Source organism: Planomonospora sp. ID82291 (genome assembly GCF_015711645.1).
Taxonomy (GTDB): Bacteria; Actinomycetota; Actinomycetes; order Streptosporangiales; family Streptosporangiaceae; genus Planomonospora.
On sequence record NZ_JABTEX010000001.1, the window covers coordinates 1,670,866 to 1,687,076 of the forward strand.

Here is a 16,211-nt window from a genome sequence, read left to right on the forward strand (position 1 = left end):
GGGCGGCTCGCGGGCTCAGCCGGCGATCAGCTCGTTCGTCCGCTCGTACTCTTCCTTGGCCAGTTCGAGCAGGTCCCGCCAGGAGTCGACGTCGGGTCGCCGGCGCAGCAGCGCCCGGCGCTCCCGCTCGGTCATCCCGCCCCACACCCCGAACTCGATGCGGTTGTCCAGCGCGTCGGCGAGGCACTCGGTTCGGACCGGGCACCCTCGGCAGATGAGCTTCGCTCGGTTCTGGGCAGCGCCCTGGACGAACAGCGCGTCAGGATCCGCACCCTTGCAGGCCGCGCTGGACGTCCAATCCGTGATCCACATTCGACCCCACTCCCCTTAGGTGGTCAGTCGTGACTTGGAGCCGACGGGCGCGGTCGTCGGGCTTCCGTATTCAGTTGCCGCAGAAAGAGAACGTACGCAATCAGACGTTCGGGTGGACAGCCCCCGGCGGGACCAATTTCTTGCATGGTCATGGGCGGCCATGTGGCCGGGAATGACTAGTTACCTGTCCGCGATTCAAGGGAACACCAAGCCCGAACGGTGTTCCGTTACCATTCGAGCCGCCCACCCGACGTACTCTTGTTCTCGTGCAAGCTCAAGGCAAAGATCAGAAATCGGCAGCGGGGAACGTCCTGCGGCTCATCACCGCAGGCGCCGCCGCCGGGGTGTTGGTCGCTGCCATCGCGCTTCCGGCGATGGGTGGTGCGGGCGTGACGGTGAAGTCCGCCATCCAGGAGCTGCACCTGCAGCCGGAGGAGCTCAAGGAGCCCCCGCTGCCCGAGCGGACCGTCCTGCTGGACGCCGACGGCAAGCAGTTCGCCCAGTTCTACTACGAGAACCGCGAGTCGGTGAAACTCGACCAGATCGCCGACGTCATGAAGACCGCGATCGTCGCGATCGAGGACTACCGGTTCTACGAGCACGGCGCGCTCGACCTGGAGGGCACGGCCCGCGCCGCCGTGAAGAACTTCTCCGGCGGCGGCGTCGTGCAGGGCGGTTCGTCGATCACCCAGCAGTACGTCAAGCTCGTCCTGGTCAACAGCGCCGAGACCAAGGAGGAGCAGGAGGCCGCCCAGGCGCCCACGCTCGCCCGCAAGCTCAAGGAGCTGCGCTACGCGCTGGCCATCGAGGAGAAGTACACCAAGTCGGAGATCCTCGAGCGCTACCTCAACATCTCCTACTTCGGCGCGGGCGCGCACGGCATCCAGGCCGCCGCCAAGCGGTTCTTCGGCAAGCCGGCCTCCAAGCTGACCCTGTGGGAGGCCGCCACGCTGGCCGGGGCCGTGCAGAACCCGAGCGTGACCGACCCCAACACCGGCAAGGCCGCCCGCGCCCGGCTGCTGGAGCGGCGCAACACCGTGCTGAACCGGATGGCCGAACTCGGCAAGATCACCAAGGCGGAGGCCGAGGAGGCCAAGGCCAAGAAGCTCGGCTACAAGGACGTCCCGGTCCCCGGCGGCTGCGACGAGAGCCCGTACCCCTACTTCTGCCTCTACGTCCAGCACGAGATCCTCAACAACGAGGACTTCGGCAAGACCGCCGAGGCGCGCAAGAGGTTCCTCCAGCGCGGCGGCCTGGCGATCAAGACGACGCTCGACACGCAGGCGCAGAAGGCCTCCGAGAAGGCCATCAAGGCCTACGTCAAGACCACCGACAAGCCGGTCGCCTCCCAGGCCATGGTCGTGCCGGGCACCGGCGCCATCAAGGCGATGGCCGCCAGCCGGAAGTTCGGGCAGAACAAGAAGAAGAACGAGATCAGCTACAACCTCGCCGCCGACGTGCTGCACGGCGGCGGCGCCGGCTTCCAGGCCGGTTCCACCTTCAAGCCCTTCACCCTGCTCACCGCCCTGGAGAAGGGCATGAAGCTGAACGACGGCTTCGGCACCGGCTCCGGCTACAACGCGCCGAGCAGCGGCGCCTTCCGCGACTGCAAGGGCAACCGGGTGGGCGAGCCCTCGCACACGGTCAGCAACTCCAGCGAGGGCGGCGGCGGCTTCAAGACGCTGACCACCGGCACCCTCGGCTCGGTGAACACCTTCTTCATGAAGCTGGAGGAGGTCGTCGGGCTCTGCGAGACCGTCAAGACGGCCCAGAAACTCGGCATCAAGCGCGCCGACGGGCAGCCGCTGAAGGAGTACGAGACCTTCACCCTCGGCATCAACGAGATGGACCCGGTGACGGTCTCCGCCGCCTACGCGACGATCGGCGCCCGCGGCGCCTACTGCAAGCCGATGGCCATCACCGAGATCCGCGACCGGAACAACAAGGCCACCCCGTACAAGCCGAAGTGCAAGCAGGTCCTGGACGAGGAGGTCGCCGACGCGGCCGCGCACATCATGTCCGGGGTGTTCACCAAGGGCACGATGAGCGCCGTCGGCGGCATCGGCCGCCCCGCGGCGGGCAAGACCGGCACCACCGACGCCTACACCGCGGCCTGGTTCGCCGGCTTCACCCCCGACCTGGCCTCCGCGGTCAGCATCGGCGACCCGCGCGGCGCCTTCGAGCACGACCTGATCGGCGTGACCATCGGCGGGCGCTACTACTCCTACGTGTACGGCGCCTCGATCGCCGGGCCGATCTGGAAGAACTCCATGATCGACGCCTTGAAGGGCGTGGAGGCGACGCCGTTCACCCCGGTGAACATGGAGCGCTTCGGCGGCTGCTCGGCCGGCCGGTGCGCCCCGCCGCCCAAGAAGCCCGCCGAGGTCGGCGGTGACGGCGGCGGCCGCGGCGACGGCGGAGGCGGCGGCGGAGGCGGAGGCGGCGGCAACGACGTGGAGGCCCCGGACGACTGGGGCGGCGCGAACGGCGGCGCTCCGATCATCCCCTGACCGCCGCGGCGGTCGATGCGAGCGGTGAACGCGGAGAGAAGAAGAGAGCCCTCCTCCGGGCCGGTGGCGCCCGGAGAGGGCTCTCTCTCTTCACGTCGCCGGCCCGGAGGACGCCTCCGGGATCATCAGCCCGCCAGGCGGGCCCGCACGGCCTGGGCCACCCGGCCGCCCTCGGCGCGCCCGGCGACCTTGGGGTTGAGGACCTTCATGACCTGCCCCATCGCCTGCGGCCCCGACGCGCCGCTCTCCGCGAGGGCCTCCTCCACGAGCGCGGCGAGCTCGGCGTCGGAGAGCTGGGCCGGAAGGTACTCCTCCAGGATGGCCTGCTCGTCCAGCTCGGCCTGCGCCTGCTCCGTGCGGCCGGCCCCGCCGAATGCCTCGGCCGCCTCGCGGCGCTTCTTGGCCTCCTTCGTCAGCACCTTGACGATCTCGTCGTCGGTCAGCTCGCGCGAGGTCCTGCCCGAGACCTCCTCGACGTTCACCGCCGCGAGGGCCATCCGGATCGTCCGGGTGCGGATCTCGTCCCTGCTCTTCATCGAGGCCGTCAGATCGGCCTTCAGCTTGTCCTTCAATGCGCTCATGCGGTCCATCTTGCCGTCTCACCAGCCCGGCTGTATTCCGGGTTTCCCTCCGGCGGGCCGGATCGGCGGCCCGGCTCGGGCATGATGGGAGGGTGAGGAAAGCAGCCGCGGTACCCCTGTCCCTGCTCGGCGCCGGTCTGGCCGGTCTGGCCTACGCCTCCGTCATCGAGCGCAACGCGTTCCGGCTGCGGCGCTTCGACGTGCCGGTGCTGGAGCCCGGACAGCGCCCGGTGCGCATCCTCCACCTCTCCGACCTGCACCTCACCCCCGGGCGGCGGCTGCTCATCGAGTGGGTCCGCTCCCTGGGCGACCTCCGGCCCGACCTGGTGGTGAACACCGGCGACTCCATCGCCCACCCCGAGGCGGTCCCCGCGCTGCTGCACGCCCTGGAGCCCCTGCTGGAGCGTCCGGGCCTGTTCGTGTACGGCTCCAACGACCTCTACTCCCCGCGCCCCAAGAACCCCGCCCGCTACCTGTGGCGGACCTCCAAGGGCGACAACAGCCGCAACACGCCCGACCTGCCCTGGGAGGAACTCGGCGCCGGGATGGCCGCCGAGGGCTGGCTCGACGTGAACAACACCACCGCCCGCATCAAGGTCGCCGACCTCGACGTGGCCGTGGGCGGCATCCACGACTCCCACATCGACTACGACCGCTACGACCGGATCGCCGGTCCCGCCCCCGCGGACGCCGACCTCCGCCTGGGCGTGATGCACTCCCCCGAGCCCCGCAACATGACCCGCTTCGCCGCCGACGGCTACCAGCTCCTGCTGGCCGGGCACACCCACGGCGGCCAGCTCTGCATCCCGTTCTACGGCGCGCTCGTCACCAACTGCGGTATCGACCGGGCCCGGGTCAAGGGCCTGAGCCGCCACGACTCCGCCTACCTCCACGTCTCCGCCGGCCTCGGCACCAGCCCGTACTCCCCGGTCCGGTTCGCCTGCTTCCCGGAGGCCTCGCTCCTGACGCTCGTGCCGCGCCGCCGGAGTGGCACAAGCATCCACGAAGTCCGCTAGACTTTCCCAAGCACGAGCAAGACGGCGTGCACCGGGGTGTAGCGCAGCTTGGTAGCGCGCTTCGTTCGGGACGAAGAGGTCGCAGGTTCAAATCCTGTCACCCCGACGTTGCAGTGAATTCCCGAGGCCGAGGGCCCGGTCGCCGGAGACGGCGACCGGGCCCTCGGTCGTTTCCCCCGCGGACCGTCCGGCGGTGCGGGGCCCGACCGTCAGGCGGCGCGGTGCGCGGGCGGCGCGGACCGTCAGGCGGCGCGGACCGTCAGGCGGCGCGGTGCGCGGTGCGGGCGGCGAGCACGTCGGGGATCCCGGCGTCCGTCAGCACGACGGGCCGATAGCCCTCTCCCGCCAGCAGCGTCGCGGCGATGGAGGCCCGGCGGCCGGAACCGCAGGCGACCAGCACGGGGCGGTCCCGGTCGAGGCCGTCCGGGACGCCCTCGGTCACCAGGTCGGGCAGGAAGCGCTCCACCGCGCCGGCCAGCCGCGCCGCCCGCCGCTCGGCGGGCATCCGCACGTCGAGCACCTGTGCGCCGGGCAGGGCGAGATGCCGGAGGAAGGCGGGCAGGTCCACGAGCGTGAAGGTCTGCGTGGCCGCCGGGCCGAGGTCCCGGACGACGCCGCGGACCGTGTCCATCCCGATCCGCGCGAGCTGGACGACCTCCTCGGTGACGTCCTGCTCCCGCTCGGCGACCAGCACCAGCGGCGCCCGGTAGGGCAGCAGCCAGCCGGCCCAGCTGCCCAGGTCGTCACCCGGCTCGATCCCGACGGATCCGGGGAGGGCGCCCCGCGCCTGCGCCCTCCGAGAGCGGACGTCCACCACCCGCGCCCCGTCGGGCACGGCGGTGACGGTGAGCTCGGGGACCCTCGGAGAGGGCATCGGCGGCACGCCGAGGACGTTGGCCCGGCCCATGTGCCGGTAGAACGCCGGGATCGGCATCGGATCGGCGAGCAGGGCGTCGGCGAAGGCCTCCGCGGCGGCGTCGGCGCCTGCGGATGCCGCGGATGCCGCGGAGTCGGCGCCTGCGGATGCCGCGGAGGTCGCGGAAGCGGCGGAGGCCGCACCGCCGACGGCGAGGGCCAGCAGCGGGTTCCCGGTGAGTTCCTCCCCGATGGTGGAGGTGTGCCGGCCCGCGCCGGAGGCGGTGCAGAACGAGCCCTGGCCGTGGGTGGGGAACAGGCGGGTCCGCGGGGGCAGGGCCGCCAGCCGGCGCAGCGAGCCGTACTGCAGACGGGCCAGGGTGCGGGCCCGCTCGGGACCCAGCAGATCGGGGCGGCCGGCCGAGGCCACCAGCAGGCTGCCGCCGGAGAACACGGCCGCGGGCTCGCCGTCGGCCAGCACCAGGTAGCCGGTGTGCTCGGGGGTGTGGCCCGGCGTGTGGATCGGGCGGACGACCAGGCCCCGGCCGGCCGCGAGGTCCTCCAGGTGGAAGGCGGGGGTGTGGCGGTAGGCGGCCGCCGCCGCGGCGGGCAGCACCAGTTCGGCCCCGGTGCGCAGCGCGGCCTGCTCGGCGCCCGAGACGTAGTCGTTGTGCAGGTGGGTCTCCAGCACGAACCGCAGCTCCACGTCCCGCTCGGCGACGGCCCGCAGGAACCGGTCGACGTCGCGCTGGGGGTCGACGAGCACCCCCAGACCCTCGTGGACCAGCAGATGGCTCTGGTCGCCCAGGCCCGGAGTACGGAACGACACGATCTCCATTGCCTCGCCCCCGCTCGGTCGGTCCACGGCACCGACGGCCCCTTACCGGTTCGGCCCCTCACCGGTTCATACCCGCACGGAAGGGAGGAAGCCTCGCGGAAGCACTCCGGATCCGGCCTCCGGACCGCCCCGCTCCGCCGGCTGTGGCGTCATCCCGTCCCGCGGGCTCCGGAGCCGGTGGGGTCCGTGCCGTTCATCCGGTTCAGCGCGAGGGCGAGCGCCGCGCCGTACACCACATGGGCCGCGCCCATCACCAGGGGGCGTCCCGGACGGTCGTGCGGGATCGAGGGCAGGATCCCCAGGCGGGGAACCCAGCCCGCGTAGCTGCCGACCCAGATCCCCAGGGCGTAGACGACGCCGAGCGGCGGGGCGACCGGCCTCCCGCGGGAGAGCAGGCCGTACAGCGCGCCGGCGGTGGCGCCGAACCCGATGTGCGCGATCGCGCCCAGGACCCCTTCACCGGGTTTGGGCCGGTACCGGTGTCCGGGGAGGGCGGCGCGGACGATGCGCTTGGGCGGCTGGTCGCCCATCAGCCCGGCCCTCTCCCCGGCGACCATGACCACGCTCATCACCGCGGTGGCGAGCACGCCTCCTGCGGCCCCTCTGACCAGGTTGCGCATCATGACGGGCGAATGCCCTCATCCCGGCGGGGAAAACCGGCGCGCGGGCACCGCTCCCGGGGGCGGGACCTGCCTGCCGAAGGATCGGGAAGGCTCCTTTCCGACCGGGGGTTCCGTTGATACGGTCGATTGATGTCGGACGCCGCGCAGTTCCCGTTCGCCCCCGGCCCGCACCAGGGCCCTCCCACCGAGTACGGCCGCCGTCACCGCGAGGAGCCCCTCGGACCGGTCGAGATGCCCAGCGGGGACCGCGCCCTACTGGCCGTACGGTACGACGACGTCGCCACGGTCCTGAGCGACCCGCGGTTCTCCCGGGAGCTCGACTATCCCGGGGCGCCGCGCTTCCTTCCGGGGTTCGACATCGCCGACGCCCCCGGGAGCATCATCTCCATGGACCCGCCGCGCCACACCCGGCTGCGGCGGCTGCTGTCCGGGACCTTCACCCCCCGGCAGATCGGGGCGTGGCGTCCCCGGGTGCGCGCGATCGCGCACCGGCTGGTGGACGGGATGCTGGAGCAGGACGGCCCGGTCGACTTCGTCTCCGCCTTCGCCTTCCCCCTGCCGGTCCAGGTGATCTGCGACGTCATGGGCGTCGAGGACCTCGACGTCGCGCGGGTCCGCGAGTGGTCCGACGCCGCGCTCTCCACGTCGGCGCTCACCCCCGACGAGCAGATCTCCGCGATGATCGAGTTCGGGGCCTACATCGCCGAACTCATCGCCGCGCACCGCCTCCGTCCCGGTGACGGACTGCTCACCGCGCTCATCGAGGCCCACGACGAGGGCGACAAGCTCGACGAGGAGGAGCTGATCCGCATCACGCTCGGGCTCTTCCTCGCCGGTCACGAGACGACGGCCTCGGTGCTGTCCCGCGCCCTGCTCCGGCTGCTGGGCCCGGACGGCGCGTACGCCCGCCTGGTGGCCTCTCCCGAGCTGGTCGCACCCGCCGTCGAGGAACTGCTCCGGATGGAGGAGCCCGGGGACGTCGGCCTGCTCCGCGTCGCCACCGAGGACGTCGAGCTCTCCTGCGGCCGCGTACGGCGGGGCGAGGCCGTCATGGCCCCGCCCTGCGCGGCCAACCACGACCCGGCGGCCTTCCCCGAACCCGACCGCTTCGTCATCGGCCGCGACGGTCCGGGGCACCTGGCGTTCGGCCGCGGCGCCCACTACTGCCTCGGCGCGAACCTGGCCCGCCTGGAGCTGGTCGAGGCGCTCGCCGTGCTGACCGAGCGGCTCCCCGGCCTGGCCCTCGCCGAACCGGCGGACGCCGTGCCGTGGACCACCGGGCACATCGTCCGGCGTCCGGAGCGGCTCCCGGTCGTCCCGAAGGGGTGACCGTCCGGCCGGGGGCGCCTCCGCCGGCCCGGCCGGACCACAGGACCGGCCGGACCACACACCGGGGCAGCGGCCTGCTGCGCCGCCCGGCCCGCGCCGCCGAGGGTCACGATCCCGAACCGACGGCCTGCCTGATCGACAGCCAGAGCATCAAGACCTCCGGCGACGCACCCGCCGCCGCCCAGGGCATCGACGCCGGCAAGAAGATCGTCGGCCGCAAGCGCAACATCGTCTCAGTGATGTGACGGGTGTTCACCAGGGAGGAGCGCCGGTTCGGCGGCCTGACCCGGGGCGAGGACGAAAAACTGACCCATCGTTCCCTCGTTCTCGTGGTACAGCAAGTGGCAGTGGAACATGTAGGGCCAGTGGGGGTCGGCGTAGTCGGCGAAGCGCATGATGAGTCGCATCCGAGTTCCCGGCGGAAGCAGGACGGTGTCCTTCCGGACAGTTCCGGAGGCGGTCTGCGGTCGTCGACCGCCAGGACTTGGAACTGCACGTCGTGCCCGTGGAAGGTGTGCAGGGTGCTGTCGCCGCTACGCACCTCCCAGATCTCGGTGGTGTCCTTGCCGACGTGCGCGTCGATCCGACGGGGATCCATCTTCCTGCCGTTGATGTGGTGTTCGGCGAGTTCGAAGGTCCGGGTGCGGACGGCCGTATGCGCCGGCAGCGGCGATATGGCGGCCGGGCAGCTCGGGCGAGCCGGCCAGAACGGCGCCCAGGAGGTTGAGCAGCACGACGAGGACGACGGTTCCAGCCAGGACGCCGTGCGCCGTCAGACCGGCGGACACCGAGGCCAGCAGGAGACCGGCCGTCACCGCCTGCGCGAGAAGGGCGGCCGATTGCAGGACGGTGGTGACGCGCATCAGACGCAGCGGATCGCGGGTATGCCATTCGAGCATGGAAGTCGCTCCTGGACGGGTGCGGGAGGTGGTCAGCGGGACTGCCTGACGCCGCGCCGCCAGACCTCGGTGATGGTGGCGATGGTGGTGATGTCCTGGGTGGGATCGCCTTTCACCAGAATCAGGTCGGCGCGTAGACCGGGGGCGATGCGACCGCGGTCGGACAGGCCGAAGTGGTGTGCGGGAAGGCTGGTCGCCGCGGCCAGCGCTTCTTGCGGGCTGAGCCCGGCCTCGGTGAGGAGGCGCAGTTCGCGGTGCATCCCGGCGCCGTGGGCGGGCGCGAACGGAGTGGCGTCGGTTCCGGCGAGAAGGGGCGCACCGGCGTGCCGCAGGGCTCGCATCGCGCCGGCGGCGTTGGCGGAGCTGCCGGGCCGGGCACAGTCGGCGGTCTGGACGTGCTGGGCGGTGATCGCCTCGAAGTAGGCGAGCGTGGTGACCACGAAGACCCCCTGGGCGCGAACCCTTTCGGCCAGCAGCCGTGAGGCGGGGTCGTCCGGTGCGAGGTCGGTCCACACGTGGGCCAGACCGTCCACGCCGGCATCGATCGCGATCGCCGCTTCGGCGGCTGTGATCGCGTGGGCGATGACCCGCAGCCCCGCCTCGTGCGCCGCCGCGGTGAGGGCGGCGATGGTCCTCGGCCTCATCGCGGGAAGGTCGGCGCCGTGCACCGCGCCGTCGTCGATAACGATCTTGAGGTAGTCGGCTCCTTCGGCCAGCCTGGCCGCCACGAAGGCCGGCGCCTGCGCCGGATCGGAGACGAAGTCGATCGCTGTTGCGTCGATGCCATCCAGGACAGTGCCGGCCAGGGCCGCGAGCAGTTGCGTGGGATGTCCGCCGGGCGCGGTGGCCAGGGTGCCCGCGCTGCGGAAGTCGGCGACGTCGTCGTTCTCGGCGGCCAGTCGCCGCTGCTTCGGCAGCGTCTGCGGAAGGCAGAACATGTCGAGCTCGGTGGTGACCCCGTAGCGCAGGGCTTCTGCCAGGCTGCCGTCGAAGACGTGCGTGTGCGCGTCGATCAGCCCCGGAAGAAGCGTCCCGCCGGTCCCGTCGACCTCGACGTCGGCCCGAAGACCGGCACCGGCGTCAGCACCGACCGAGGCGATCCGATCGCCCTCCAGCACCACATCTGTCGGCGCGATGGTGCGCTCGCCGTCGAACACCTTGGCGTCACGGATCAAAGTACGCATCGAACATCTCCTGCGGATCGTGATTTCGGACGCCACCAGAGAGGGATGCCGGCCGCCGAGTGTGACATCGCCGCAGCAGATCGTGTCCTGGATCACATTCGAGGCGTCCATGTCACACTCGCGGGATCAGGGGACTCTTCGGTCGCGAGAGATGAGGATGAGAAGGGGACACCATGGCATCGGCTCCACAGCACACGACCGGCGAAGCGGTCACCGAGCAGTTCCTCGACCATCGCGAACTGCTGTTCTCGGTGGTCTATAACATGCTCGGCAGCCTCGCCGACACCGAGGACGCGCTGCAGGAGGTCTGGCTGGCCTGGTCCGCCCGGCACCGGACGCCGGACGCCGCACCGGTCGAGAACCACCGGGCCTACCTGGTGCGGATCGCGATGAACCAGGCGCTCGCCCGCCGCGCAGAAGTCGTCCGCCGTCAGGAAACCTACGTCGGCCCCTGGCTGCCCGAACCGCTGGTCACCACCCAGGAAGACGTCGCCGACGCCGCCTCACGCGCCGAATCGTTGTCCATGGCGATGCTGGTGGTACTGGAGACCCTGTCACCGCTGGAACGGGCGGTTTTCGTGCTGCACGAGGTGTTCGGGTTCGGCCACCCGGAGACCGCCGACATCCTCGGCCGCTCCCCGGCGGCCGTCCGCCAGCTCGCCGCCCGCGCACGCCGCCACGTCCAGGCGCGCCGTCCCCGGCACCGGCCCGCGCCCGACGTGCACTCCCAGGTCACCGAACGGTTCGCCGCGGCCGCCCTCGGCGGCGACCTGCGCGCCCTGCTGGAACTGCTCGCCCCCGACGTGACCCTGTGGACCGACGGCGGCGGCAAGGGACCCGCCACCAGCCTGCGCCCCGTGCACGGCCGCGACCGGGTGGCCGCGCTGTTCATGTCGGTCGCCGCGACGCTACCCGCCGACGGACTGGACATCCGCTACCGGCGCGTTGCCGGTGACCCATGTGCGCTGGTCTTCTCCGGAGACAGCCCGATCGCGGTGGTCATCGTCGACCTCACCCCCGACGGCGACCAGATCGTGAGCATCTACTCAATCACCAATCCCGACAAGCTCCCCCAAGCCCAGCGGTGACGCTCCCTCATCCGGCTCGCCAAGCCGAACCGGTTACGCCGCCTCCAGTGCTGCCCGGCCATCCCGCCTACCAGCAGCTTCTAACGGCCTTCGCCGACCTCTCAGTCCCGGCCCTGCCAGGTCGTGACGCAGACCTCGTTGCCCTCCGCGTCCGCCAGAACCCAGAAGGACGGGGCGTGCCCGTCGGACAGGAGCACACCACCGGCGGCCAGGGCCGCCTCGATCCGGCGGGGCGCCTCGTCGTGCGGGACGGACACGTCCAGGTGGATGCGGTTGCGCTGCGGGCGGGCCTCGTCCATCCGCTGGAACCAGATCGCCGGGCCGTGGCGGAGCGGGTCGACGATCGGGTCCTGCGGGCCGTCCGCGCCGACCTCGTCGACGTAGCCCATCACCGCCTTCCAGAAAGGGCGGATCCGCGCGGCGTCCAGCGCGTCGATCGCGATCTCGACGAGCTGGACCGAGCGCGGCTCCGGGTCGGCGACCCCGGGCGAGAGCCGCAGGCCGAGTTCCCGCACGGCCGCGGAGATCCGGCCGGCGAGCTCCACCTCCGCGGAGGTCACCGTCGCCGCGGCGAGCGACTGCAGCGTGAGCACCAGCCGGTCGCCGCGCACGTCCATCCAGAGAGCGCCGTCGGCCTCCGCACCGGCCGCCGCCACCACACGCGCGGCGACGTCGGCCGCCCGGCGCAGCGAGGGCACCCGGAGCTGCGTCTGCAGGGCGCCCAGGACGTACCGCCACCCCAGGTCGCCGACGGCCTCGGAGATCTCCCGCCTGCTCGGCCTCCCTGCCGCGTTCCCGCCGTTCTCGGTCATCCCGGCATGATCGCAGAGAACACCCGTCCCCCGGGAGGCCTCGCGTCGCGGAGAACGTCCGCTCTCCCCGGGGAGGCCGTACGGGGTCGGGGAGGGGCTGTACGGGACCGGAGGCCGTACGGGGTCGGGGAGGGGCCGTATGGGACCGGAGGCCGTCAGGACCGGAGGCCGTCAGGACCGGCGGTAGGAGCCGGCGATCTGCCGGGTGGTCACGCAGATGCGGTTCCATGCGTTGATCGTGGCGATCGCCACGACCAGCGCCGCCAGCGTCTTCTCGTCGTGGTGCCGGGCGGCCTCCTCCCACACCGCGTCGGGCACGGCCTCGCCCCGGTCGGCCAGCCGGGTGGCCTCCTCGGCCAGGGCGAGCGCCGCCCGCTCGGCGTCGGTGAAGTACGGCGCCTCCCGCCAGGCCGCCACCGCGAAGAGCCGCTCGTCGCTCTCCCCGGCCTTCTTCGCCTCATGGCTGTGCATGTCCACGCAGAACCCGCAGCCGTTGATCTGGCTGGCGCGCAGCTTCACCAATTCCAGCGTGGCGTGCGGCAGCGTGCTGCTGCGCAGGAACCCCTCCAGGCCCAGCATCGCCTGGTACGCCTCCGGAGCCAGCTCCGCGACGCTCATCCGTGCCTTCATCGGACTCTCCTCAGTTTCTCGGGATTCATCACGGTGTCGATCTCGGTGATCCGGCCGTCCGCGACGGTCAGCCCCATCACCCCGACGAGTTCCTTCCCCTGGAAGCGGAGCAGGCCCGGCCGGCCGTTGACCGTGGACGGCCGCAGGCGGTGGCGGGCGCCGAAGCGCTCGGCCACGCCGAGCACGAAGCGGGCCACCCGGTCCGCGCCGAGGATCGGCCGCCGGGCGGCCCTGACGACTCCGCCGCCGTCGCTGCGCAGCACCACGTCCGGGTCGAGCAGCGCCAGCAGGGCACCGAGGTCCCGGCCCGCCGACGCCGCGGCGAAGGCGTCCACCACTCTGCGGTGCTCGGCGGCGTCCACGTCGAACCTGGGCGCGCGGGCCGAGACGTGCCGGCGCGCGCGGGCCGCCAACTGGCGGCAGGCCGCGGGCGTGCGCCCGACCGCCTCACCCACCTCGGCGAACGGGAGGCCGAACACGTCGTGCAGCACGAACGCGGTGCGCTCGGCCGGGCTGAGCGACTCCAGCACGACCAGCATCGCCAGGCTCATCGACTCGTCCAGCGTCACCCGCTCGGCGGGGTCGGACTCCTGCACCACCGGTTCGGGCAGCCACGGACCCACGTACTCCTCCCGGCGCACGCGCGCCGAGCGGAGCACGTCCAGGGCGAGCCGGGAGACCGTGACCACCAGCCAGCCGGTGACGTCCCGGATCTCCGTCCGGTCGGTCCGGACCAGGCGCAGCCACGCGTCCTGCACCACGTCGTCGGCCTCGTCCACGGTGCCGAGCAGCCCGTAGGCCACTCCCACCAGCCGGGGCCGGATCGCGTGGAACTCCGCGGCGAGGCCGTCGAGATCGTCGTTCACGCCATGAGGACGGGACAGCCCTCGACCGTGTGACATCCGTACCCCGCCTTCCGGTCCGCACCGGGTCCGATGCTCGCATCCGCGGCGCCCCCGGACGGTACGGGGAGGGCCCGGAGCGGGCCCGGGTGCGTTCGGGGAGAGGCCGAGGCCCTGACCCGCGACCGGACGAGCCGGTCCCCATCCGGATCGCCCTCAGCTCCGGGCGGGCGCGGCGGGACCGACGGACCCCTCAGCTCCGGGCGGGCGCGGCGGGATCAGCGGACCCCTCAGCTCTGGGCGGGCGCGGCGGGACCGACGGACCCCGCGGGATCGGCGGACCCCGCGGGATGAGCGGACCCGACGGGACCGGGATCCCGGACCGCGCCGTCGAGCGGCGAGCCGGTCTGCCAGGCGTGCTCGAACTGCTGGAGCCAGTAGGCGTACCAGTGCGGACTGTTCTCCCTGGTGAGCTCCAGGTGCATGCGGGAGGCGGTCGAGGTGTTGCGGAACCCGTGCGTCTCGACGATGACCTTCCCGTGGGCGGTGTCCGGGTCCAGCGCGATGAGACTGAAACCGGGGCTGTAGGGCAGCAGCCGCGCTCCGAAGTCGCCCTTCACCTGCCAGCGGCCCATGGCCCGCAGATGGCCGACGGTGGTGCGCACCGCGTCGGGCAGCCGCTGCACGGGCAGGTCGACCGAGTCGTCGAGCTGGGCCGAGGCGATCCCGACCGCCGCGGTCTCCGCGGGATCGAGGACGAGCACCCGCACCGTGCCGTCCGCGCGGGACAGCACGGTGCTCCGCAGCAGCTCGCAGGTCTGCGGCGAGAGGAGGTTCACCGCCGAGGGGGCGAGGATCCGCACGTCCCGCGCCTGGCGGAAGCGGACGTGCAGCGGGACGTGCTCGTAGGCCGAGCGGTCGCCCAGCAGGTCGTCCTGCTTGGCCGCGGGCTCGGGAGGCACCGCGACCCGGTAGACGAGCAGGCCGATCCCGGCCAGGACGACGGTCCACTTGAGGTTGTCGGGCAGGATGTCGCCGATGGTCGACAGGACCGCGAAGAGCACGGTGACGGCGGCCACGGCGTACACGTCCAGGTTGCGGCGGGCCTTGATGTCCCCGGCGACCTTGCGGAACCCGACGGCCATAGTCCCGTCCTCTCCGGCTCGAACCACCCGCGACCTCTTGATCCCAGGATGCCCCATGGATCACCGCTCCGCCGCGGCGTTCCGGTGTCAGCGGGATGCCTCCAGCAGCTTCTCGGTGGCGACGAGCCGCACGCACACGGTCAGGCCGGTGATGGCGAGCTCCAGCTCCTCCGGCTCCGGGTAGCTGGGTGCGATGCGGATGGTGCTGTCGCGGGGGTCCTTCCCGTACGGGTGGGTCGCCCCGGCGGGCGTCAGGGCGATGCCCGCCTCGGCCGCGCGGCGCACCACCTCGCGCGCGCAGCCCTCCAGCACGTCGAGGCCGACGAAGTAGCCGCCCGCCGGGCGCGACCAGGTGGCCAGCCCCGTGCCGCCCAGTTCCTTGCTCAGGATCGCCTCCACCGCGTCGAACTTCGGCCGCAGCAGCTCGCGGTGGCGCTCCATGTGCGCGAGCACGCCGTCGGCGTCGCGGAGGAACTCCACGTGGCGGAGCTGGTTGACCTTGTCCGGGCCGATGGTGCCCTTGCCCAGGTTGCCGATCAGCCAGGCCACGTTGTCCGGGGAGGAGCCGAAGAAGGCGACCCCGGCACCGGCGAAGGTGATCTTCGAGGTGGAGCCGAAGACGAACGCCCGGTCGGGGTTGCCGCTCTCGGCGCAGAGCGCCAGCAGGTCGGCGATCTCCACGCGCTCGTCGGTCAGGTGGTGGACGGCGTAGGCGTTGTCCCAGAAGATCCGGAAATCCGGGGCCGCGGTCGGCATGGCGGCCAGGCGGCGCACGGTCGCGTCGCCGTAGCAGGCGCCGTCGGGGTTGCTGTACTTCGGCACGCACCAGATGCCCTTGATCTGGGCGTCCTCGCGGACCAGGCCCTCCACCACGTCCATGTCGGGGCCGTCGGCGGTCATCGGCACCGGGATCAGCTCGATGCCGAACCGCTCGCACAGGGCGAAGTGCCGGTCGTATCCGGGGACCGGGCACAGGAAGGCGATCCGGGGCTCGTCCGCCCAGCGGCGATCGGCGCCCGGCAGGCGGCTGAGCAGCGCGTGCACGACGGAGTCGTGCATCAGGGTGAGACTGGAGTTTCCCGCCGCCACCAGCTGCGCCGCCGGGACCTGCAGGAGGCCGCTGAAGATCTCCCGAAGCTCCGGCAGGCCCTGCAGTCCGCCGTAGTTGCGGGTGTCGGTCCCGTCGGCGGCGCGGTGGCCGCCCGAGGGCAGCGTCAGCAGCGCCTGGGCGAGGTCGAGCTGGCGCGGCGACGGCTTGCCCCGCGTGAGGTCGAGGGAGAGGCCGCGCCGGACCAGCTCCTCGTAGTCGCGCCGGGCGCGGTCGCGCTCGGCGGTCGGCGCCGCCGTGTTCGGAGCCGGGGAGGGGGAAGAGGCCGAGGAGGTCACGAGGGTTCCTTCGCCTGCCGGATCGGGGGTGGGGTGGGATTGAAAGAATAGAAGACCCCCGGCGGCGCCGGGCTTCCGGGTCCGGTGACGCCCCCGGCGGCGTCACCGGACCCGCGGCCGTCCCCGCAGACGCCCGCACGGCCGTCCCCGCAGACGCCCGC

General features: G+C 72.3%; 15 protein-coding genes, 1 tRNA gene and 2 pseudogenes. 6 read left to right on the top strand and 12 right to left on the bottom strand.

All coding sequences use genetic code 11. The features are described from left to right. Nucleotides 1–15: 15 nt before the first annotated feature. Nucleotides 16–312: a WhiB family transcriptional regulator gene (locus HS045_RS07360; RefSeq protein ID WP_068898049.1), complete on the bottom strand. Its 297-nt coding sequence runs from the start codon at nt 310–312 to the stop codon at nt 16–18. 389 nt (nt 313–701) lie between these two features. Between HS045_RS07360 and HS045_RS07365 the strand changes: the two genes are divergently transcribed. After that, nucleotides 702–2,822 (top strand): transglycosylase domain-containing protein, encoded by a 2,121-nt coding sequence (locus tag HS045_RS07365; RefSeq protein WP_307827406.1) that lies wholly within the window; start codon nt 702–704, stop codon nt 2,820–2,822. Nucleotides 2,823–2,947: 125 nt separating this feature from the next. Here HS045_RS07365 and HS045_RS07370 read toward each other — a convergent pair whose 3' ends face one another. Further along, nucleotides 2,948–3,403, bottom strand: a complete 456-nt coding sequence (locus tag HS045_RS07370) for a GatB/YqeY domain-containing protein (RefSeq protein ID WP_196450371.1) — start codon at nt 3,401–3,403, stop codon at nt 2,948–2,950. A 92-nt stretch (nt 3,404–3,495) separates the two neighbouring features. On the opposite strand from HS045_RS07370, the gene HS045_RS07375 reads away from it, so the two are divergent. Continuing rightward, a complete protein-coding gene (locus HS045_RS07375) occupies nt 3,496–4,419 on the top strand; it encodes a metallophosphoesterase (RefSeq protein WP_307827407.1) in 924 nt (307 codons plus the stop codon). A gap of 32 nt (nt 4,420–4,451) precedes the next feature. Next, a tRNA-Pro gene (locus tag HS045_RS07380) sits at nt 4,452–4,525 on the top strand. Between the two features lie 153 nt (nt 4,526–4,678). Here the strand turns inward: HS045_RS07380 and HS045_RS07385 are convergent. After that, nucleotides 4,679–6,112 carry an MBL fold metallo-hydrolase gene (locus HS045_RS07385; RefSeq protein WP_196451095.1) on the bottom strand — a complete coding sequence of 478 codons (1,434 nt, stop codon included), beginning with the start codon at nt 6,110–6,112 and terminating at the stop codon, nt 4,679–4,681. A gap of 149 nt (nt 6,113–6,261) precedes the next feature. Continuing rightward, a complete protein-coding gene (locus HS045_RS07390; protein WP_196450373.1) occupies nt 6,262–6,735 on the bottom strand; it encodes a DUF6789 family protein in 474 nt (157 codons plus the stop codon). 129 nt (nt 6,736–6,864) lie between these two features. On the opposite strand from HS045_RS07390, the gene HS045_RS07395 reads away from it, so the two are divergent. Beyond that, nucleotides 6,865–8,064 (top strand): cytochrome P450, encoded by a 1,200-nt coding sequence (locus HS045_RS07395; protein ID WP_196450374.1) that lies wholly within the window; start codon nt 6,865–6,867, stop codon nt 8,062–8,064. 92 nt (nt 8,065–8,156) lie between these two features. Continuing rightward, nucleotides 8,157–8,294: pseudogene (locus HS045_RS34260) on the top strand (IS5/IS1182 family transposase); the annotation flags it as partial. A gap of 3 nt (nt 8,295–8,297) precedes the next feature. Here the strand turns inward: HS045_RS34260 and HS045_RS36400 are convergent. The 3 genes and pseudogenes from HS045_RS36400 to HS045_RS07410 all read right to left on the bottom strand — a co-directional run bounded on the left by HS045_RS36400 (nt 8,298) and on the right by HS045_RS07410 (nt 10,147). Further along, nucleotides 8,298–8,662 (bottom strand): annotated as a pseudogene (locus tag HS045_RS36400) (multicopper oxidase domain-containing protein). Next, nucleotides 8,598–8,963, bottom strand: coding sequence for a hypothetical protein (locus tag HS045_RS34265; RefSeq protein ID WP_230883468.1), 366 nt, complete (start codon nt 8,961–8,963; stop codon nt 8,598–8,600). The pseudogene HS045_RS36400 and the gene HS045_RS34265 overlap by 65 nt, the downstream one beginning before the upstream one ends. Nucleotides 8,964–8,995: 32 nt before the next feature. Beyond that, a complete protein-coding gene (locus HS045_RS07410; protein WP_196451096.1) occupies nt 8,996–10,147 on the bottom strand; it encodes an amidohydrolase family protein in 1,152 nt (383 codons plus the stop codon). 173 nt (nt 10,148–10,320) lie between these two features. On the opposite strand from HS045_RS07410, the gene sigJ (HS045_RS07415) reads away from it, so the two are divergent. Further along, nucleotides 10,321–11,235, top strand: coding sequence for an RNA polymerase sigma factor SigJ (gene sigJ, locus HS045_RS07415; RefSeq protein ID WP_196450376.1), 915 nt, complete (start codon nt 10,321–10,323; stop codon nt 11,233–11,235). Between the two features lie 101 nt (nt 11,236–11,336). Here sigJ (HS045_RS07415) and HS045_RS07420 read toward each other — a convergent pair whose 3' ends face one another. The 5 genes from HS045_RS07420 to HS045_RS07440 all read right to left on the bottom strand — a co-directional run bounded on the left by HS045_RS07420 (nt 11,337) and on the right by HS045_RS07440 (nt 16,050). Next, nucleotides 11,337–12,047, bottom strand: coding sequence for a VOC family protein (locus tag HS045_RS07420; RefSeq protein ID WP_196450377.1), 711 nt, complete (start codon nt 12,045–12,047; stop codon nt 11,337–11,339). A 171-nt stretch (nt 12,048–12,218) separates the two neighbouring features. Next, nucleotides 12,219–12,677 (bottom strand): carboxymuconolactone decarboxylase family protein, encoded by a 459-nt coding sequence (locus HS045_RS07425; RefSeq protein WP_196450378.1) that lies wholly within the window; start codon nt 12,675–12,677, stop codon nt 12,219–12,221. After that, nucleotides 12,674–13,543, bottom strand: coding sequence for an RNA polymerase sigma factor SigJ (gene sigJ / locus HS045_RS07430; protein ID WP_307827408.1), 870 nt, complete (start codon nt 13,541–13,543; stop codon nt 12,674–12,676). Before sigJ (HS045_RS07430) ends, HS045_RS07425 begins: the two co-directional genes overlap by 4 nt. A gap of 266 nt (nt 13,544–13,809) precedes the next feature. Then, the gene (locus tag HS045_RS07435) at nt 13,810–14,664 is read right to left on the bottom strand and encodes a hypothetical protein (RefSeq protein ID WP_196450380.1); all 855 of its coding nucleotides are present in this window, start codon (nt 14,662–14,664) and stop codon (nt 13,810–13,812) included. An 87-nt stretch (nt 14,665–14,751) separates the two neighbouring features. Next, a complete protein-coding gene (locus tag HS045_RS07440; protein WP_196450381.1) occupies nt 14,752–16,050 on the bottom strand; it encodes an aminotransferase class I/II-fold pyridoxal phosphate-dependent enzyme in 1,299 nt (432 codons plus the stop codon). Nucleotides 16,051–16,211 lie beyond the last annotated feature (161 nt).

Bases quoted from the DNA above. Each gene is read 5' to 3' on its own strand.
- HS045_RS07385 (WP_196451095.1), bottom strand. From the start codon at position 6,112: ATGGAGATCGTGTCGTTCCGTACTCCGGGCCTGGGCGACCAGAGCCAT.
- HS045_RS07395 (WP_196450374.1), top strand. From the start codon at position 6,865: ATGTCGGACGCCGCGCAGTTCCCGTTCGCCCCCGGCCCGCACCAGGGC.
- sigJ (WP_196450376.1), top strand. From the start codon at position 10,321: ATGGCATCGGCTCCACAGCACACGACCGGCGAAGCGGTCACCGAGCAG.
- HS045_RS07390 (WP_196450373.1), bottom strand. From the start codon at position 6,735: ATGATGCGCAACCTGGTCAGAGGGGCCGCAGGAGGCGTGCTCGCCACC.
- HS045_RS07410 (WP_196451096.1), bottom strand. From the start codon at position 10,147: ATGCGTACTTTGATCCGTGACGCCAAGGTGTTCGACGGCGAGCGCACC.
- HS045_RS07370 (WP_196450371.1), bottom strand. From the start codon at position 3,403: ATGAGCGCATTGAAGGACAAGCTGAAGGCCGATCTGACGGCCTCGATG.
- HS045_RS07360 (WP_068898049.1), bottom strand. From the start codon at position 312: ATGTGGATCACGGATTGGACGTCCAGCGCGGCCTGCAAGGGTGCGGAT.
- HS045_RS07420 (WP_196450377.1), bottom strand. From the start codon at position 12,047: ATGACCGAGAACGGCGGGAACGCGGCAGGGAGGCCGAGCAGGCGGGAG.
- HS045_RS34265 (WP_230883468.1), bottom strand. From the start codon at position 8,963: ATGCTCGAATGGCATACCCGCGATCCGCTGCGTCTGATGCGCGTCACC.
- HS045_RS07425 (WP_196450378.1), bottom strand. From the start codon at position 12,677: ATGAAGGCACGGATGAGCGTCGCGGAGCTGGCTCCGGAGGCGTACCAG.
- HS045_RS07435 (WP_196450380.1), bottom strand. From the start codon at position 14,664: ATGGCCGTCGGGTTCCGCAAGGTCGCCGGGGACATCAAGGCCCGCCGC.